This window comes from Pikeienuella sp. (genome assembly GCF_046290545.1).
GTDB lineage: Bacteria > Pseudomonadota > Alphaproteobacteria > Rhodobacterales > Rhodobacteraceae > Pikeienuella.
On sequence record NZ_JBKAGV010000011.1, the window covers coordinates 46686 to 63131 of the forward strand.

The window sequence follows — 16446 nt, forward strand, 5'->3', positions numbered from 1 at the left end:
GAAGGCTCAGATCAGCGGCTCGTCCTCGTCCATGATCCGCCGCACCTCCTCGCGGATCGACGCCTTGACCTTGCGGCTGATCTCGAGCCCGACAGGGCCCTTCAGCTCCTCCCGCAGCACGCGGCGCACGATCTCCTCGATCTCGTTCACGTTCAAGCCCGGCGCCGGCGGGAAATCCGGCCGCGGCGGGGGCGCGACGAGGCGCGCGGCGCGGCCGAGGTCGAGCGGGCCGTCTTCGGGCTCCGGCTCCGCCGCCTCTTCAGGGGCCGAGGCGCGCATCGCCGGCGTCAGGTCGAGCACATCGTCGGAGCGGCCTTCGTCTTCCGCGGCGGCGCGGCGCGCGCGCTCCTCGTCGGTCACGATGCGGCGGATGGAGGCGAGGATCTCGCCCATCGAACGGTCGTCCGCTCCGCCTCTCTGCTCGCTCATCCTCGCCTCTCAGGCCGGGCCGCTCACGGGCTGAGCGGGTTCTTCCATTCGGTCAGTTCGTCCTTCTGGAACCCGAAGAACCGGTCGTTCACCGCGACGTAGTTCTCGTTCGGGTCGTAGGGCTCCACCGGAACGCCCAGCCCCTGCACGGAAAGCCGGCCGATCGCGGAGAGCAGCGCATAGGCGGCGACGTATTCGTCCCGCTCCGAGGAGACGACGTTGGAGCGCGCGTTCAGCAGCTCCTGCTCCGCGTCCAGCACGTCGAGCGTGGTGCGGGAGCCGAGCTTCGCCTCCTCCGTCACGCCCTCGAAGGCGAGCTGGGCGGCGGCGACCTGCTCGCGCCCCGCGCGGGTGGTGATGCGCGCCGTCTCGAGATCGGTCCAGGCGTTCTCCACCGCCTCCTGCACGGCGCGCGTCGTCTCGTGAATCTGGGACATGCGCTGGCTCCGCACGGCCTGCGTGCGGCGGATGCCGGCATAGGCGGCGCCGCCCTGATAGAGCGGGATGCGGGCCTGGAGCTGGACCTGACCGGAGGTGATCCCGTTGGAGAGGGTCGCGCTCTGGTCCTCGGAATAGGAGACGGAGCCCGAAAGCGTCACGGTCGGGAGGAGCGCGCCCTGCGCGGTCGCGATGTCGAACCGCGCTTGCTCCTCGTCGAACCGTGCGGCGCGGACGGCGGGGTGATTGTCCAGCGCATCCTGCACCGCGTCCGCCAGCGTGGCGGGGAGCGGCGGCACGGGCGGCGGGGCGGAGAGATCGCCCGGCGGCGCGCCGACGACGCGGCCATAGGCCTGGAAGGAGCGGGCGAGCGCCCCCTCCTGCGCCGCCAGCGAGGCGCGGGACTGGGCGAGCCGCGCATTCGCCTGGCTCACATCCGTTCGCGTCACCTCGCCCACGGCGAACCGGTCCTCCGCCGCGCGGAGCTGTTCGGAGATCACGCGCACGTTGTTCTCGGCGAGCTTCACGAATTCCTGGTCGCGCCGTACGTTCATGTATTGCGTGACGACCTGGAGAAGAATGTTCTGCTCGGTATCCGCGAGCCGGGCGCGCGCCGCGTCGACGCCGGAAATCGCGGCGTCCACCGAATTCCAGGTTCGCCCGCCGTCATAGAGCGCCTGGCTTGCGTTGAGCGCGACAGAGCGCGGCTCGGACGATGAGCCGCTCGGCGCGCCGTTGATCGAGGTGCGGGAGGCGCCGACCGTCGCAGTCGCGTCGACCTGCGGACGCATCCCCGCGCGGGCCTGCGGCACCGCCTCGTCCACCGCCTTTACGCCGGCGCGTGCGGCGATCAATGTGGGGTTGGAGGCGTAGGCTGTAGCCATCGCCGACTCCAGCGTCTGGGCGTCGGCGTTCACAGTGAGGAAGCCGCCCAACGCCGCCGCGATGGCCAAGGCGCTGATCTTGCTTGAACGTCGGGTCATAAGCCCATTGCCTCCAACGATTTCTCGCGCACGTAAAGTAGCGGAAACGGCGCAATAGGCAACCGCTTTCCTCAGAAGACGAACGTCGCCTCCGCCTCGAACCCGTGGAGGATGGCAGCGGAGGCGCCGAAGAGAGGCCGCATCTGAAGGCGCTCTCCCGTGCGCGTGAAGGCGCAGGCGCGGCCAACCGGCCCTTCCATGAGCACGGCGACGATCCGCCCGCCCTCCCGCAGCATCGGAGTCAGCGCTTCGGGCGCGCGCGCGACGCCGCCATTGATGAAGATCGCATCGAACGGGCCATGCGCCGGGTCGCCCTTCGCCGGGTCGCCTGCGGTGAGGATCGCATTGTCGATCTGCTCCGCCGCCAGCCGCTCAGCCGCCGCCGCCGCCATCTCGCCATCGGGCTCGATCGCGATCACCGCCGCGGCCATGCGCGCGATCACGGCGGTCGAGTAGCCGAGGCCGGGGCAGAGATCGAGCACGAGGTCGTCCGGCCCGATCCGCGCGCCGTCCAGCATCTTGGCGAAGTCGCGCGGGGCCAGCATTTCCCGCCCGGGCGCGAGCGGGATCGGCGCGTCGGAATAGGCGACGGCCTGCAGGCGGCGCGGCGTGAACCGCTCGCGCGGTATGGCGAGCATCGCCTCGATGATCGGAAAGCTCGTCACGTCCGAAGGGCGGACCTGCCGGTCCACCATCGCCGTCCTCGCCGCCGCGAAATCATGCGCCATGCTCTCGCCCATTCGCTTCGTCTCCCGGCCCGCCGCCTGCGCTCCGCGGTCTTTGCCACAGCCCCGCCCTCCCCGCAACGCCGCAAGCCGCCGCGCTCTTGCCGCCCTGCGGGCGCGTTGCTATAGGCCCGTAGCAGGGCGACGTGGCGGAATGGTTACGCAGCGGATTGCAAATCCGTGCATCCCGGTTCGATTCCGGGCGTCGCCTCCATGACTTGGGGTCATGCGCGGCCATTTGTTTGCACTCTGATCAAGAGCACGATCGGCGGCTCTGGTCCGTCCCGCTCCTCGAACACGACGACCCGGACGACCGCACGGGCGCCTTTGCCTATGGCGCGCCGGCGCCCGCCGGCGGGCGGCTGCTCCTCACAAGCTCCGACGGCGCCCTCCTCAGCTTGGACCCGGCGACGGGCGCGGCGGGGGCGAGCGTGCCGATCTCCGGCCTCTCCGGCGTCCCGACGGTGGTGGCGGACGGGACGGTCTATGTGGTCACCACGGGCGGAGAGCTGGTCGCGCTCCGCTGAGGCGGGGCGTGTGCACACAGTGAGCAGGGGGGTCAGGGCGTTGGAATCGCTCGGCTTTCCGATTTACGACAGTTTTGTGACAATGTGAGGCGCGGGGCGCCTCCGGCTCCGATCTCGGCCCGGCCCCGGCCTTGAGCCGGGGCCTCGCTGGGCAGGGCGCTCCTATCATCGGGGCCCCGGATCAGGTCCGGGGGTGCGGGAGGACGGGCGGGCTACGCCTCTTGCGGGGAGTCGGGGTATTGGTGAGAGACGCGCTCCTGTTCCGCGAAGTCGAACCCGTATTCCGCACAAAGCCGCTTCGCCTCCGCCACACGCCTGCCGCTGTTAACCCCGGCGCGGGCGCGGACGAGGAGGCAGAGGATCAGCAAGGATGCCGAGTTCTTAAGGCTCGGATGATCGGGTTCAAGCACCTGCGCTCGTTTGGACACGTCGAGACTCTCGCGCAAGTGCGACTCTGCCTTGCCAGCATCGCCTGCGTAGAGGAGCGAGAGGCCGATATTGGCTAGATATGGCGAAAGTCTTAGATCGCCATCCGGGAGTATTTTCCTGATTATTCTTAAAGCTGCACTGTATAGTCTTGCGGCTGCGCGCCGTCGGCCCTGCATATCGCGCACCGTTCCGAGATTATTGAGCGACCCGGCCACGTCCTGCGCATCTCTCTTGAGTATGCGGCGGCGAAGGGCAAGAGCGTGCTGATGGAGTTTCACGGCCTCCGGCAGTTTGTCTATTGCGCCGGCGCCAGCGGCTTCGAAGAGTAGAACGCCCAATTGATTGAGGCCTCCCGCGAAGAGTTCAGAGTCCGAACGATGCGCCTGATGAAGCGCCACGCCGGTCCTCATCGCCTCCTCTGCTTCGGCCCATCGCTTGACCCCTTTATAGGCGCTTCCGAGATTAATGTAGGCGATCGCGAGATTGGCGTCCGTTTCTGGAAGGTGAGCAAGCGTGATCGCCAAGAATTCCTCAGCCAAAGGGACGCGCCCCTTGAAGTCTCCGATGATCTCCAGATAGATGCCGACTTGACTAGACAGAGATACCCTTAGTCCGACCTGACATTCCGTATTGGTCGTTAGGAAGGCCCGAAAATGATGCGTTAAAACTGAAAGCAATGGGAAATTAGTCGGAATCGATATTTCTGAACCATTTGGACAGACCGCCGCCAGCAGCGCAACCGCCGAATCTGCGAGGGCATTGCCTCCAACTTCCCGCAGCGCCATCGCCGTCATACGGTGCATGGCGCGTTCCTCGCCTTGGCCTGTTAAGAGCGAGCAAGCGACGAGATCATTGAAGGCAGTGCGGATGCCGGCGCCATCCTTCGCTAGGGACTGGACGGGTTCGGGGATGAGGTGTTCGCGCAATTGATCCCAGAGATGGCCCTTCGGCGCGTCCGCGATCAACTTCGGCCCCAACCCTTCCGCCGCCCAGAACGAACAAAGCTGCGCGACGATCTTCGCGTCATCGCTCAATTTCTCATAGCTGAGGCGCACGGCCCCGAGGAGGGACGTGGGATAGCCCTCGTTCATTGGCGCCCGCGCCATCGCCTCCTTCAGATGCTCCGCACCCGCGGCGAAGCCCATCCCCTCCGCCTTCAGGAAGCCGCCGATCAGTACGAGGGCGAGGGGGAGGCCGCCGAGGGCCTCCGCCAGCGCCCGCGCCGCCTCCGGCTCGTCCGCCCGCTCCGCCGCCTGCATGAGGAGAGCGGGGCCCGGGTCCTCCGCCCTGTCGCAGGGGAGGGTTTCGATCCCGAAGGGCGCCCAGCCGGCCCATCCCTGCCCCTGCCGCGTGGTGACGAGGATATGGGCGCCGGCGGGCAGGAGCCCCTCGATATCCGCCCGCGTCTCCACATTGTCGAAGATCAGGAGCCACGGCTTCCCCTCCGCGACCTGCCGCGCGATGGCGGCGACGACCGCCTGGGCGTGGGGTTCCTGCGGTTGTTCGGGGATGGGAAGGTCGAGCGGCCCACAAGCGGCGCAGAGGCTGTAAATGGCGCTCTGCCGCGTTTCGGCCCCGAGCCAGATGCGTCCTCCTCGATATTCGTCGCCGTAAACCTCGGCGTAGTGGCGGGCGAGGGTGGACTTGCCGAAGCCGCCTTGGCCCGCAAGGACGACGCCGGAGTTGGTGATCTCGACGCCCTTTGCGGGGTCGGCGAGGAGGGCGCTTAAGGTTTCTACATCCTCGTCCCGCCCGAGGATGGGGCGGCCGGATTGGGGGGTGATGAAGGGGAGGGGAGGGTCTTGCGGCGGTGGCGGCGCGGGCGGCTCCTTGCGGAAAATCCCTCTGCCGGTTCTCCAGAGCCAACCGAGAACAAGGACGCCGCCGCCGATGATGAAACCGATAACTTCCGCGACGTTCGCCCAGAACTCCCAATCGATCACATTGAATGTCTCGTTCATGCGGCGCCCCGGTCTCATTGAGCATACCCCAACCCACCGCCTCGCAAAGCGGAACCTCCGGCCCCTTCCCCGGCCTCGATCAGCGGGTCTCCGGGGGAGACCCGCAGAGGCCGTCGGCCGGAGGCGCGAGCCGGAGGGCGAGGGGCGCCAAGCCTTCCCGAACGTCGAAGATCTGACCGGGGTCGCCGCGGCGGGCGCGGCGACGCGGCCGCCGGGGGGCGGCGGCCGCGGGCGGATCAGCCGCTTGTCTGATCCGCCGGGCGCTCTTGCGGGCGGGGCGGCGACTCCGGGTCGGGAGCCGCGTCCCCCCCCGCTGGACGGGCGGCCCCCGTCAGCGTAAGGGGCGGATATGAGCTATGTCGTCGCCCTGATCGGACGGCCCAATGTGGGCAAGTCCACCCTCTTCAACCGGCTGGTCGGCAAGCGCCTCGCGCTGGTCGACGACCAGCCGGGCGTCACGCGCGACCTGCGCGAGGGCGACGGGCGGATCGGCGATCTCCGCTTCCGGGTGATCGACACGGCGGGGCTCGAAGTCGCGGACGCCGAGAGCCTGCCGGGCCGGATGCGGAAGCTGACCGAGCGCGCCGTGGGCATGGCCGATACATGCCTCTTCATGATCGACGCCCGCGCGGGCGCGACGCCGGCGGACAGGGAGGTGGCCGAGGTGCTGCGGAAGGCGGGGGCCGACGTCATCCTCCTCTGCAACAAGGCCGAGGGCCGCGCGGCGGACGGGGCGCATGACGCATGGAGCCTCGGCTTCGGCGAGCCGTTGCCCGTCTCCGCCGAGCATGGCGAGGGGATGCAGGAGATCTACGCCGCGCTCCAGCCGCGGATTGACGCCTTCGAGGAGGCCGCCGCGGCGGAGGAGGCGCCTGACGAGGCGCAGGCGGGCCGCCCGCTCCAGATCGCGGTGATCGGCCGGCCGAACGCCGGCAAGTCCACCCTGGTCAACGCCATCCTCGGGGAGGAGCGGCTCCTCACCGGCCCCGAGGCCGGCATCACGCGGGACGCGATCGGGCTGGAGACCACCTGGGCGGGCACGCCCGTGCGCATCTTCGACACGGCGGGAGTGCGGAAGCGCGCGCGGGTGGAGGAGAAGCTCGAAAAGCTCTCCGTGGCCGACGCGCTCCGCGCCGTGCGCTTCGCCGAGGTCGTCGTCATCCTGATGGACAATGCGAGCGCCTTCGAGACGCAGGACCTCCGCATCGCCGACCTCGCAGAGCGGGAGGGCAGGGCGGTCGTCCTCGCCATATCGAAATGGGATACGGAGATGGAGCGCGGAACGCGCCTCGCCGCGCTTCGGGAGATGCAGGCGCGGTTCCTGCCGCAGCTTTCGGGAGCGCCGCTCGTCACCCTTTCCGCCCTCACGGGCCGGGGGCTCGACCGGCTTCATGCGGCGGTGACGGAGATCGCCGCGATCTGGAACATGCGGGTGACGACGGCGCGGCTCAACCAGTGGCTCGCCGCCCGCACCGCCGCACATCCGCCCCCCGCGCCCGGCGGAAGGCGCATCCGCCTCCGCTACATGACGCAGGTGAAGGCCCGCCCGCCGAGCTTCATGATCTCCTGCTCCCGGCCCGAGGACCTGCCGGAAAGCTATATGCGGTTCCTCGTCAACGGCCTCCGCGAGGATTTCGGGCTGAAGGGCGTGCCGATCCGCATCGACATGAAGAAGGGCGACAACCCCTATGCGGGCAAGAAACGGCCCGGCTGAGGCCGGACATATCAGATTGCCCCCCTACGAAAACGCCGTATGTTCTGCGCACAAGGCGCGAAGCGCCATCAACCGACAAGGGAGACGACCATGAAATTCTCGAAGTTGAAGACGACGGCCCTCGCCGTCACGCTGGCGGCCTTCGCGGGCGAGGCGATGGCGACGGAGTGGAACGTCTCCACCTGGGGCAAGCGCCGGGCCTTCACGGAGCATCTGGAGAAGGTCGCTGAGCTCGTCAGCGCCAAGACGAACGGGGAGTTCACCATGAACATCTCCTATGGCGGCCTCTCCAACGAGAAGGAGAATCTCGACGGCATCCAGATCGGCGCCTTCGAGATGGCGCAGATCTGCGCCGGCTACCATGAGGACAAGAACCCGACGCTGACGGTGCTGGAGCTGCCCTTCCTCGGCGTCTCCACGCTGGCCGAGGAAGTCGCCGTCTCCGACGCGCTCTACGCCCATCCGGCGGTGAAGGCGGACCTCGCGCGCTGGAACGCGACGCTGCTCATGCCCTCCCCGATGCCGCAGTACAACCTCGTCGGCACCGGCGAGCCGCGGGAGACGCTGGACGCATTCAAGGGGATGCGCGTGCGCGCCACCGGCGGGCTCGGCTCCGCCTTCTCCGCCGTCGGCGCGGTGCCGACCTCGGTGACCTCCTCCGAGGCCTACACGGCGATGGAATCCGGCGTGCTCGACACGGTGGCCTTCGCGCAGCACGCGCATCTGAGCTTTCGCACCATCGACCTCGCGACCTGGTGGACGGAGAACCTGAACCCCGGCACGGTGAACTGCCCCATCGTCGTCAACACCGACGCCTATGAGAGCCTGCCGGCGGCGCATCGGGAGGCGCTGGACAGCTCGGTGCCGGAGGCCATCGCCTTCTACATCGAGAACTACGAAAACAAGGTCATCGCCCAGTGGAACAAGATCCTAGCCGAGAAGAACGTGAAGAAGGTCCAGATCCCCGAGGCTGAGCTCGCGGCCTTCCGCGAGGCGGCGGGCGGGCCGGTGCGCGCCGCATGGATGGAGAAGATGCAGGCGCAGGGCGTCCCGGCGCAGGAGCTCTACGACACCGTCACCCAGGCGCTCGCCGACTTCCGCGCCAAGCAGACGAACTGACCGCCATTGGCCGAGGTCCCGGCCCTGAGTCGGGACCTCGGCGAACGCGGCGCTTCGCTCGTCGGGGCCCGGGATCAGGTCCGGGCCCTTGAGCGCTCCGCACAGGGGGACATGACATGGCCGGACCTTCGCTCGTCCGGGAGGACGGGAGTCTTCTCTCCCGTGCCGACCGGTCGCTTCACCGCTTCGAGACGTGGCTGAGCCTCGTCGCCGGAATCGTGATCTTCCTCCTCATGCTTCTCGCCGTGGGGCAGATCCTCGGGCGGAAGCTCTTCAACATGCCGGTGCCGGGTTTCATCGACTGGGTGGAACAGGCGATGGCCGTCTTCGCCTTTCTCGGCATCGCCTATTGCCAGCGCGTCGGCGGGCATATCCGGATGGACATCCTGATCGGGCAGCTCCGGCGGCGCTGGCTCTGGCTGGCGGAGATCGTCTCGACGCTCCTCATGCTCTTCCTCTCGATCGTGCTCACGATAGGCTCCTGGCGGCATTTCCAGCGGGCCTTCGACTGGAACGCGCCGATGTTCAGCCGCGACAGCTCCATCGACATCGCCCTGCCGCTCTGGCCCGCGAAGCTCCTCGTGCCGCTGGCGCTCGGCCTGCTGACGCTCCGGCTGCTGCTCCAGCTCTGGGGTTATATCCGCGCGCTGAAGGAGGGGACGGAGGAGCCTATCGCCGTGCCGATGATCCTCTCCGCCGCGGAGGAGGCGGCGCTCGAAGCCGAGCATGTGCAGGGCGCCGAAGAGGAAATCCGGGGGCGCCGCACATGACCGCCTATGAGATCGGGCTCATCCTCTCCGCCGTCCTCGTCGTCCTTGTCGTCATCGGGGTGCGCGTCGCCTTCGCGGCGGCGCTGATCGGTTTTGTCGGCCTCGTCTGGATCTTCTCGCAGCGCATGGGGTTCGAGCGGGGCTTCGACGTCGCCATGTCGATGGCGGGCTCGGTGCCGCATTCTAAGGCGACGGGATACACGCTCTCCCTGATCCCGACCTTCATCCTGATCGGCTATCTCGCCTATTACGCGGGGCTCACGGCCTATCTCTTCGAGGCGGCGAAGCGCTGGCTCGGCTGGATGCCGGGCGGGCTCGGCATTGCGACCGTGTTCGCGACCGCGGGCTTCGCCGCCGTTTCCGGCGCCTCCGTCGCCACTTCCGCCGTCTTCGCGCGCATCGCGATCCCGGAGATGCAGAAGCTCGGCTACGACAACCGCTTCGCCGCGGGCGTCGTGGCGGCCTCCGGCACGCTCGCCTCGCTGATACCGCCCTCCGCGATCCTCGTGATCTATGCGATCATCGTGGAGACTTCGGTGGGGCAGCTCCTGCTCGCCGGGTTCATCCCGGGGCTCTATTCCGCCGTGCTCTATGGCGGGCTCGTGATCATTCTCGCGAAGATCAATCCGAAGCTCGGCCCGCCTGTCGGCGGTTTCACCTGGCGGGAGCGGTTCGAATCCCTGCCCGGCGCCATGCCGATCCTCTTCGTCGTCGGCATCATCATCTACTGCATCTATTTTGGCTGGGGCACGCCGACGGAGGCGGGCGCGCTCGGCGCTTTCGTCGTGCTCCTCATGGCGCTCTGGAAGGGGATGCGCTGGGGGCAATTGAAGGACGCATTGATCGAAAGCGCGAAGCTGACGGTGATGATCTTCACCATCATCTGGGGCGTTCTGATCTATGTCCGCTTCCTCGGCTTCGCGGACCTGCCGGGGGCGTTTGCGGACTTCATCGCGGGGCTCGACCAGTCCCCCATGCTGACGCTGCTCCTCATCCTCTGCGCCTATGCGATCCTCGGCATGTTCATGGACGCAATCGGGATGCTCCTCCTGACCCTCCCGGTCGTCTTCCCCGCGGTGATCGCGCTGAACGGCGGGGAGGGGGTATCCGTCGCGGACAGCGCCTTCGGCATGACCTCGACGGAATGCGCGATCTGGTTCGGGATCATCGTGGTGAAGATGGCGGAGCTATGCCTCATAACCCCGCCCATCGGGCTCAACTGCTTCGTGGTGGCGGGGGTGCGGCCCGACATCTCCGTGCAGGACGTGTTCCGGGGCGTCGCGCCGTTCTTCGTGGCGGACGCGGTGACGATTGCCGGGCTGATCGCGTTCCCGGGGATCGTGCTGTTCTTGCCGCGGTTGCTGTTGGGGGGGTGAGGGGGCTCACACCAACCTCCCCCCCTCCAGCCTGACAATCCGGTCCATCCGCGCCGCGAGTGCGGGGTTGTGCGTGGCGATCAGCGCCGCCAGCCCCTCCTCCCGCGCGAGGCCGAGGAGGAGGGCGAAGACCGTCTCTGAGGTCTCCACGTCGAGATTGCCGGTCGGCTCGTCCGCCAGCAGGAGCCGGGGGCGGTTGGCCAGCGCTCGGGCGATGGCGACGCGCTGCTGCTCGCCGCCGGAAAGCTCGCCGGGGCGGTGCTTCGCACGCGGGGCGAGACCGACGCTGGTGAGGAGTTCGGAGGCCCTGCGGCTCGCCTCCGCTCGGCCCTTGCCCGCGGCGAATTGCGGGACCATCACGTTCTCCTCCGCCGAGAATTCGGGGAGGAGGTGGTGGAACTGGTAGACGAAGCCGATCTCCGCCCGCCGCGCCGCCGTCCGCTCGCCGTCCGAAAGCCCGGTCATCGCGCGCCCGCCGATGCGGATTTCGCCGCCGTCCGGCTTGTCCAGCAATCCGGCGAGCTGCAGGAGCGTCGATTTTCCGGCCCCCGAAGGCGCGACGAGAGCGACGACCTCGCCCTTCATCAGCGTCAGGTCCGCGCCCTTCAGCACCTCCACGCGCGTCGCCCCGGCACCATAGGCGCGGCAGAGCCCGGCGAGCGCCAGCGCTGGCTCATTCATGCCGGAGCGCCTCCACCGGGTCCATCCGCGCCGCGCGCCAGGCGGGATAGAGCGTCGCGAGGAAGGAGAGGCAGAGCGCCAGCGCGAGGACGGAGCCGACGTCCGACCAGCGCAGGATCGCCGGAATCTCGGTGAGATAGCGCACCGTCGGGTCCCATACCGAGACGCCGAGCACCCATTCCACCGCCGCCTGCACCTTCCTGATGTTGAGCGCGAAGACGATCCCGAGCGCGACCCCCGCCGCCGAGCCGACGACGCCGATGGAGGCGCCGCAGATGAAGAAGACGCGCATGACCGCCCCCCGCGTCAGCCCGATGGTGCGGAGGATGCCGATATCCCGCCCCTTGTCCTTCACCAGCATGATGAGGCCGGAGATGATGTTGAGCGCGGCGACGAGGATGATGAGCGAGAGGATCACGAACATCACCACCCGTTCCGTCCGCAGCGCGCCGAGATAGCCGGAATTCTGGTCCTTCCACGTCCAGTAGCGGACGGGGCGGTCGAGCGCGGCGGCGAGGCGGTTCACCGCCGCCTCGATCTCGTCCGGATGGTCGACCATTACCTCGACCATGTCGGCGCCGCCCGGCTTCAGGAAGAATTTCTGCGCCGCCTCCAGCGGCATGTAGACGAGCACCTTGTCGTATTCGCTCATCCCCATGCGGAAGATGTAGGCGACCTCGAAATTCCGCACCGTCGCCGGCGCGGCGCCGAGCACGGTGCGGAGGCCGCGCGGGGAGATGAGCTTCACGCTGTCGCCGACCGTGACGCCGAGCTCCTCCGCCACGCCCGAGCCGAGTGCGATGCGCTCGCCGCCGAAATTCTCGAGCCGCCCGACGGACTCCTCAGGGGAGACGAGCGCCTCCAGCGTCATCGCATCCGCCTCCGAGACGCCGCGGACGAGCACGCCCGTCGCCCCCGGCCCGGAGGAGGCCATCACCCGTCCCTCGATCAGCGGCGCCGCGCGCACCACGCCCGGCACGCCGCGGGCCGCCGCCGCCAGCGCTTCCGGCTCCTCCAGCGTCCGGCCCACGGGGAGGAGGAGGACATGGCCGTTCACGCCGAGAATGCGCGTCACCAGTTCGTCCCGGAACCCGTTCATCACGGACATGACGACGATCAGCGTCGCGACGCCGAGCATGATGCCGACAAGGGAGAAGCCGGTGATGGCGGAAATCGCCCGCTCCCGCCGCCGCGCCCGGAGATAGCGGAGCGCGATCAGCCATTCGAAGCCGGCGAAGGGCCGGGTTCCGCTCACGCCGTCAGCCGCGCCAGCGCGCTTTCGAGGGAGAGCTCCTGCGTCTCCCCCGTCTTCCGCCTTGTCAGCTCCACCGTGCCGGCGGCGAGGCCGCGCGGGCCGATGGTCAGCCGCCAGGGCAGGCCGATCAGGTCCATCGTCGCGAATTTCGCCCCCGCCCGCTCCTCCCGGTCGTCATAGAGCGGGTCGAGCCCGGCGGCGGAAAGCTTCGCATAGGCGTCCTCGCATGCGGCGTCCGCCGCCGCGTCGCCCTGCTTGAGGTTGACGATCCCGACGCCGAAGGGCGCGACCTCGTCCGGCCAGACGATGCCCTTCTCGTCATGGCTCGCCTCGATGATCGCGCCGACGAGGCGGGAGACGCCGATGCCGTGCGAGCCCATGTGGACGGGCACGCGCTCGCCCGCCTCGTTCGTCACCGTCGCGCCCATCGGCTCGGAATACTTGGTGCCGAAATAGAAGATCTGGCCGACCTCGATGCCCCGCGCGCTCTTCCGCCGCTCCTCCGGGATGGCGTTGAAGAGCGCCTCGTCATGCGTCTCGTCAGTGCGGGCGTAGCGGGAGGTGAACTCGTCCAGCACGGCGCGGCATTCCTCCCGGCTGTCATAGTCGATGGCGCGGTCGCCGAAGGTGAGGTCGGTGATCGCGCTGTCATAGAAGACCTCGGACTCGCCCGTCTCCGCCAGCACGAGGAATTCGTGCGTGTCGTCCCCGCCGATCGGCCCGCTATCCGCCCGCATCGGGATCGCCTGGAGCCCGAGCCGCTCATAGGTGCGGAGATAGGTGACGAGGTGGCGGTTATAGGCGTGGAGCGCGTCCTCCTTCGTCAGGTCGAAATTGTAGCCGTCCTTCATCAGGAACTCGCGGCCGCGCATCACGCCGAAGCGCGGGCGCACCTCGTCCCGGAACTTCCACTGGATGTGGTAGAGCGTGAGCGGCAGCGCCTTGTAGGAGCCGACATGGGCGCGGAAGATGTCGGTGATCAGCTCCTCGTTCGTCGGGCCATAGAGCATGTCCCGCTCGTGCCGGTCCTTGATGCGGAGCATCTCCTGCCCGTAATCGTCATAGCGACCGCTCTCGCGCCAGAGATCGGCGGACTGGATCGTGGGCATGAGGACGGGGATATGCCCGGCCCGCTGCTGCTCCTCGTGCACGATGTCCTCGATCCGCTTCAGCACCTTGTAGCCGAGCGGGAGCCAGGAATAGATCCCCGCGCTCGCCTGCCGGATCATGCCCGCGCGGAGCATGAGCCGGTGCGAGACGATCTGCGCCTCGGCGGGCGTCTCCTTGAGGACGGGGAGGAAGTAGCGGGAAAGGCGCATCGCTTGGGTCCGGGTTCGGGGCGGGTCGCGCGGGTTTAGGCGATGGGGCGGCGGTTCGCAATCGGGCGGCGCGGCGCAGGCCGGCGTCTTGCGACCCTTGTCGCCCTTGAAATCCCCGGCCCGAGGCTCTCCATTGAGGGGACGCAAGCACAAGAGGCCACATGACCGCCCTGCCGAACTCCATCGACGCGACACAGACCCTTCTCTCGGCGGAAGGCTATGTCTGCGGCCGGGCGCTGGCGACGGTGACCTATCTCGCCCTCACGCTCGGCAAGCCGCTCTTCCTCGAAGGCGAGCCCGGCACCGGCAAGACCGAGATCGCGAAATCCCTCGCCTCCGCCCTCGGCCGTCGGCTGATCCGCCTCCAGTGCTATGAGGGGCTGGATGCGGGCTCCGCCGTCTATGAGTGGAACTTCGCCGCGCAGATGATCGCCATCCGCACCGCCGAGGCGGCGGGGGACAGGGACCGGGAGACGCTGACCTCCGATCTCTTTTCCGAGCGCTACCTGACCGAGCGCCCTCTGCTGGCCGCGATGCGCCCGCAGCCGGGCGGCGCCCCCGTCCTCCTCATCGACGAGCTGGACCGGACGGACGAGCCCTTCGAGGCCTTCCTGCTCGAAGCCCTTTCCGACTTCCAGGTGACGATCCCCGAGCTTGGCACGATCAAGGCGCCGGAGCCGCCCATCGTCATCATCACCTCGAACCGGACGCGGGAGGTGCATGACGCGCTGAAGCGCCGCTGCCTCTATCACTGGGTCGGCTACCCGGATTTCGAGCGGGAGATGCAGATCCTCCGCGCCCGCGCGCCGGAGGCGACCGAGTCGCTCTCCCGCGAGATCGTCGCCTTCGTACAGGCGCTCCGCTCGGAGGACCTCTTCAAGCGCCCCGGCGTCGCGGAGACGATCGACTGGGCGAAATGCCTCATCGCGCTCGACGCCATCGCGCTTTCGCCGCAGGTGATCTCCGACACGCTGGGCGCGATCCTGAAATACCAGGACGACATCGCGGCCATGCAGGGCTCCGAGGCGAAGCGCATCCTCGATGCGGCGAAGGCGAAGCTGGAGCCGGCGTGAAACCTTCCATCATCGCCGCTCTGCCCATCCAGTTTTCAAAAGCGCCCGGCCGATACGCCCCGCGTATCGGCCCGCGGCCGCCCGCCCCCCCATTTGTTTGGACGGGGCGGCCGCGAGACGCGTCCGCCCGGGCGGCCGCGGGCCGATGCAACCCGACGCGGCGGCTTGGCGCCCCTCGGTCTCCGGCTTGCGCCTCCGCCCGAACGGCCCCTGCGGCTTTCCCCCGGAAAGCCGCTTGCCGGGGCCGCGGCGCGATCTCGCCCGCCGTCTCCGCCACAACAGGCCGCGAACCCGCCTGATGGTCCAGTTCGCCGACCTCCCCATCCCGACGGACGGCAAGCTCGCCGCCAACATCGCGCATTTCGCCCGCGCGCTGCGGAAGGCCGGGATGCCCCTCGGCCCCGGCCGCGTGATCGACGCGATCCGCGCGGTGGAGGCCGCCGGCTTCTCCTCGCGGGACGATTTCTACTGGACCCTCCACGCCTGCTTCGTCACCCGCCCCGAGCAGCGGGAGCTCTTCGGCCAGACCTTCCGCCTCTTCTGGCGGGACCCGCAATTCCTCGAACACATGATGTCCATGCTAATGCCGCAGCTCCGCGGCGCGCAGGAAGAGCATGTGCCGGAGGCCGCGGAGAAGCGCGCCGCCGAGGCGCTGATCGACGAGATGCCCGAGCGGGAAACGCCGGAGGAGGAGGGCGAGAAGGAGGAGATCGAGATCGACGCCTCCCTCACCTTCTCCGCCGACGAAAAGCTGAAGCAACAGGATTTCGAGCAGATGACGCTCGCGGAGCAGGCCGAGGCCCTCCGCGCCATCGCACGCCTCAGCCTCCCGATCCGCCCCATCGCCTCCCGCCGCACCGAGCTTTCGCAGCGCGGCCGCCAGATCGCCCCCCGCCGCACCCTCCGCGCCGCGATGCGCACCGGGGGGGACATCCAGACGCTGATGATGAAGAAGCGGCGCGAGCGGTTCCCCGCCCTCGTCGCGCTCTGCGACATTTCAGGCTCGATGTCGGGCTATTCCCGCATGTTGCTGCACTTTCTTCATGCGGCGGCGAATGCAAAGGGGGCGGGCTGGTCCGCCGTCCATTCCTTCACCTTCGGCACGCGGCTCACCAACATCACCCGCCATCTGAAGACGCGGGACGTGGACAGCGCGTTAAAACGCGCGGGCCGCGAGGCGGAGGACTGGGAGGGCGGCACGCGCATCGGCGCCTGCCTCCACCGCTTCAACCGGGACTGGTCTCGCCGCGTGCTGGGGCAGGGGGCGGTGGTGGTGATCATCACGGACGGGCTGGACCGGGACGATCCGGACATCCTCGCCGCCGAGATGGAGCGCCTCCACCTCTCCTGCAAGCGCCTCGTCTGGCTCAACCCGCTCCTGCGGTGGGAAGGCTTCGCCCCCCGCGCCCGCGGCGTCCGCGCCATGCTCCCGCATGTGGACAGCTTCCGCGCCGCCCATTCCGTCGCCTCGCTGGAGGCGCTGGCCGACGCGCTCTCGAAGCCGGATCACGGGGGCGACAGGGCGCGGCTGATGCGATTGCTGGGCGCGCCGCCGCCGGAGGAGAGGCGGGCGGTGGGGTCGGCGGGGTTCCCCCCGCCGAAGGACCCGAGGCCGGGGCGAGGGTAGGGGATGAAGAGAGAGACAAG

The 16446-nt window shown here is 68.7% G+C and carries 14 protein-coding genes and 1 tRNA gene; 8 read left to right on the plus strand and 7 right to left on the minus strand.

What is annotated here, in order from left to right; genetic code table 11:
* Positions 1 to 6 precede the first annotated feature (6 nt).
* From ACE37J_RS09585 to ACE37J_RS09595, 3 genes are all read right to left on the minus strand, one after another.
* Positions 7 to 429, minus strand: coding sequence for a hypothetical protein (locus ACE37J_RS09585; protein ID WP_409710671.1), 423 nt, complete (start codon positions 427 to 429; stop codon positions 7 to 9).
* A 23-nt stretch (positions 430 to 452) separates the two neighbouring features.
* Positions 453 to 1850: a TolC family outer membrane protein gene (locus tag ACE37J_RS09590; RefSeq protein ID WP_409710674.1), complete on the minus strand. Its 1398-nt coding sequence runs from the start codon at positions 1848 to 1850 to the stop codon at positions 453 to 455.
* A gap of 71 nt (positions 1851 to 1921) precedes the next feature.
* Positions 1922 to 2590: a protein-L-isoaspartate O-methyltransferase family protein gene (locus ACE37J_RS09595; protein ID WP_409710677.1), complete on the minus strand. Its 669-nt coding sequence runs from the start codon at positions 2588 to 2590 to the stop codon at positions 1922 to 1924.
* A gap of 125 nt (positions 2591 to 2715) precedes the next feature.
* Here ACE37J_RS09595 and ACE37J_RS09600 point away from each other — a divergent pair.
* Together ACE37J_RS09600 and ACE37J_RS09605 are read left to right on the plus strand one after the other, a co-directional pair.
* Positions 2716 to 2789 (plus strand) — tRNA-Cys (locus tag ACE37J_RS09600).
* A gap of 28 nt (positions 2790 to 2817) precedes the next feature.
* The gene (locus ACE37J_RS09605) at positions 2818 to 3102 is read left to right on the plus strand and encodes a PQQ-binding-like beta-propeller repeat protein (RefSeq protein WP_409710680.1); all 285 of its coding nucleotides are present in this window, start codon (positions 2818 to 2820) and stop codon (positions 3100 to 3102) included.
* Positions 3103 to 3314: 212 nt separating this feature from the next.
* On the opposite strand, the gene ACE37J_RS09610 is transcribed toward ACE37J_RS09605, so the two are convergent.
* Positions 3315 to 5492: a tetratricopeptide repeat protein gene (locus tag ACE37J_RS09610; protein ID WP_409710683.1), complete on the minus strand. Its 2178-nt coding sequence runs from the start codon at positions 5490 to 5492 to the stop codon at positions 3315 to 3317.
* Between the two features lie 349 nt (positions 5493 to 5841).
* Here ACE37J_RS09610 and der point away from each other — a divergent pair, with 349 nt between their 5' ends.
* The 4 genes from der to ACE37J_RS09630 all read left to right on the plus strand — a co-directional run bounded on the left by der (position 5842) and on the right by ACE37J_RS09630 (position 10471).
* Complete coding sequence (gene der, locus ACE37J_RS09615; RefSeq protein WP_409710686.1) at positions 5842 to 7206, plus strand: ribosome biogenesis GTPase Der; 1365 nt, start codon at positions 5842 to 5844, stop codon at positions 7204 to 7206.
* 90 nt (positions 7207 to 7296) lie between these two features.
* Positions 7297 to 8325 carry a C4-dicarboxylate TRAP transporter substrate-binding protein gene (locus ACE37J_RS09620; protein ID WP_409710689.1) on the plus strand — a complete coding sequence of 343 codons (1029 nt, stop codon included), beginning with the start codon at positions 7297 to 7299 and terminating at the stop codon, positions 8323 to 8325.
* Between the two features lie 116 nt (positions 8326 to 8441).
* A complete protein-coding gene (locus ACE37J_RS09625; protein WP_409710692.1) occupies positions 8442 to 9095 on the plus strand; it encodes a TRAP transporter small permease subunit in 654 nt (217 codons plus the stop codon).
* Positions 9092 to 10471 (plus strand): TRAP transporter large permease, encoded by a 1380-nt coding sequence (locus ACE37J_RS09630; protein WP_409710698.1) that lies wholly within the window; start codon positions 9092 to 9094, stop codon positions 10469 to 10471. Before ACE37J_RS09625 ends, ACE37J_RS09630 begins: the two co-directional genes overlap by 4 nt.
* A 6-nt stretch (positions 10472 to 10477) precedes the next feature.
* Here ACE37J_RS09630 and ACE37J_RS09635 read toward each other — a convergent pair whose 3' ends face one another.
* The 3 genes from ACE37J_RS09635 to proS are packed head-to-tail and all read right to left on the minus strand — an operon-like array spanning position 10478 to position 13726.
* Positions 10478 to 11152 (minus strand): ABC transporter ATP-binding protein, encoded by a 675-nt coding sequence (locus ACE37J_RS09635; RefSeq protein ID WP_409710702.1) that lies wholly within the window; start codon positions 11150 to 11152, stop codon positions 10478 to 10480.
* Complete coding sequence (locus ACE37J_RS09640) at positions 11145 to 12407, minus strand: lipoprotein-releasing ABC transporter permease subunit (protein WP_409710705.1); 1263 nt, start codon at positions 12405 to 12407, stop codon at positions 11145 to 11147. Before ACE37J_RS09640 ends, ACE37J_RS09635 begins: the two co-directional genes overlap by 8 nt.
* On the minus strand, positions 12404 to 13726 hold the full coding sequence (gene proS, locus ACE37J_RS09645) for a proline--tRNA ligase (RefSeq protein WP_409710708.1): 1323 nt from the start codon (positions 13724 to 13726) through the stop codon (positions 12404 to 12406). The genes ACE37J_RS09640 and proS overlap by 4 nt, the downstream gene beginning before the upstream one ends.
* 161 nt (positions 13727 to 13887) lie before the next feature.
* On the opposite strand from proS, the gene ACE37J_RS09650 reads away from it, so the two are divergent.
* Together ACE37J_RS09650 and ACE37J_RS09655 are read left to right on the plus strand one after the other, a co-directional pair.
* Positions 13888 to 14799, plus strand: a complete 912-nt coding sequence (locus ACE37J_RS09650; protein ID WP_409710711.1) for an AAA family ATPase — start codon at positions 13888 to 13890, stop codon at positions 14797 to 14799.
* A 298-nt stretch (positions 14800 to 15097) separates the two neighbouring features.
* Complete coding sequence (locus ACE37J_RS09655) at positions 15098 to 16426, plus strand: vWA domain-containing protein (RefSeq protein ID WP_409710714.1); 1329 nt, start codon at positions 15098 to 15100, stop codon at positions 16424 to 16426.
* Positions 16427 to 16446: the final 20 nt, after the last annotated feature.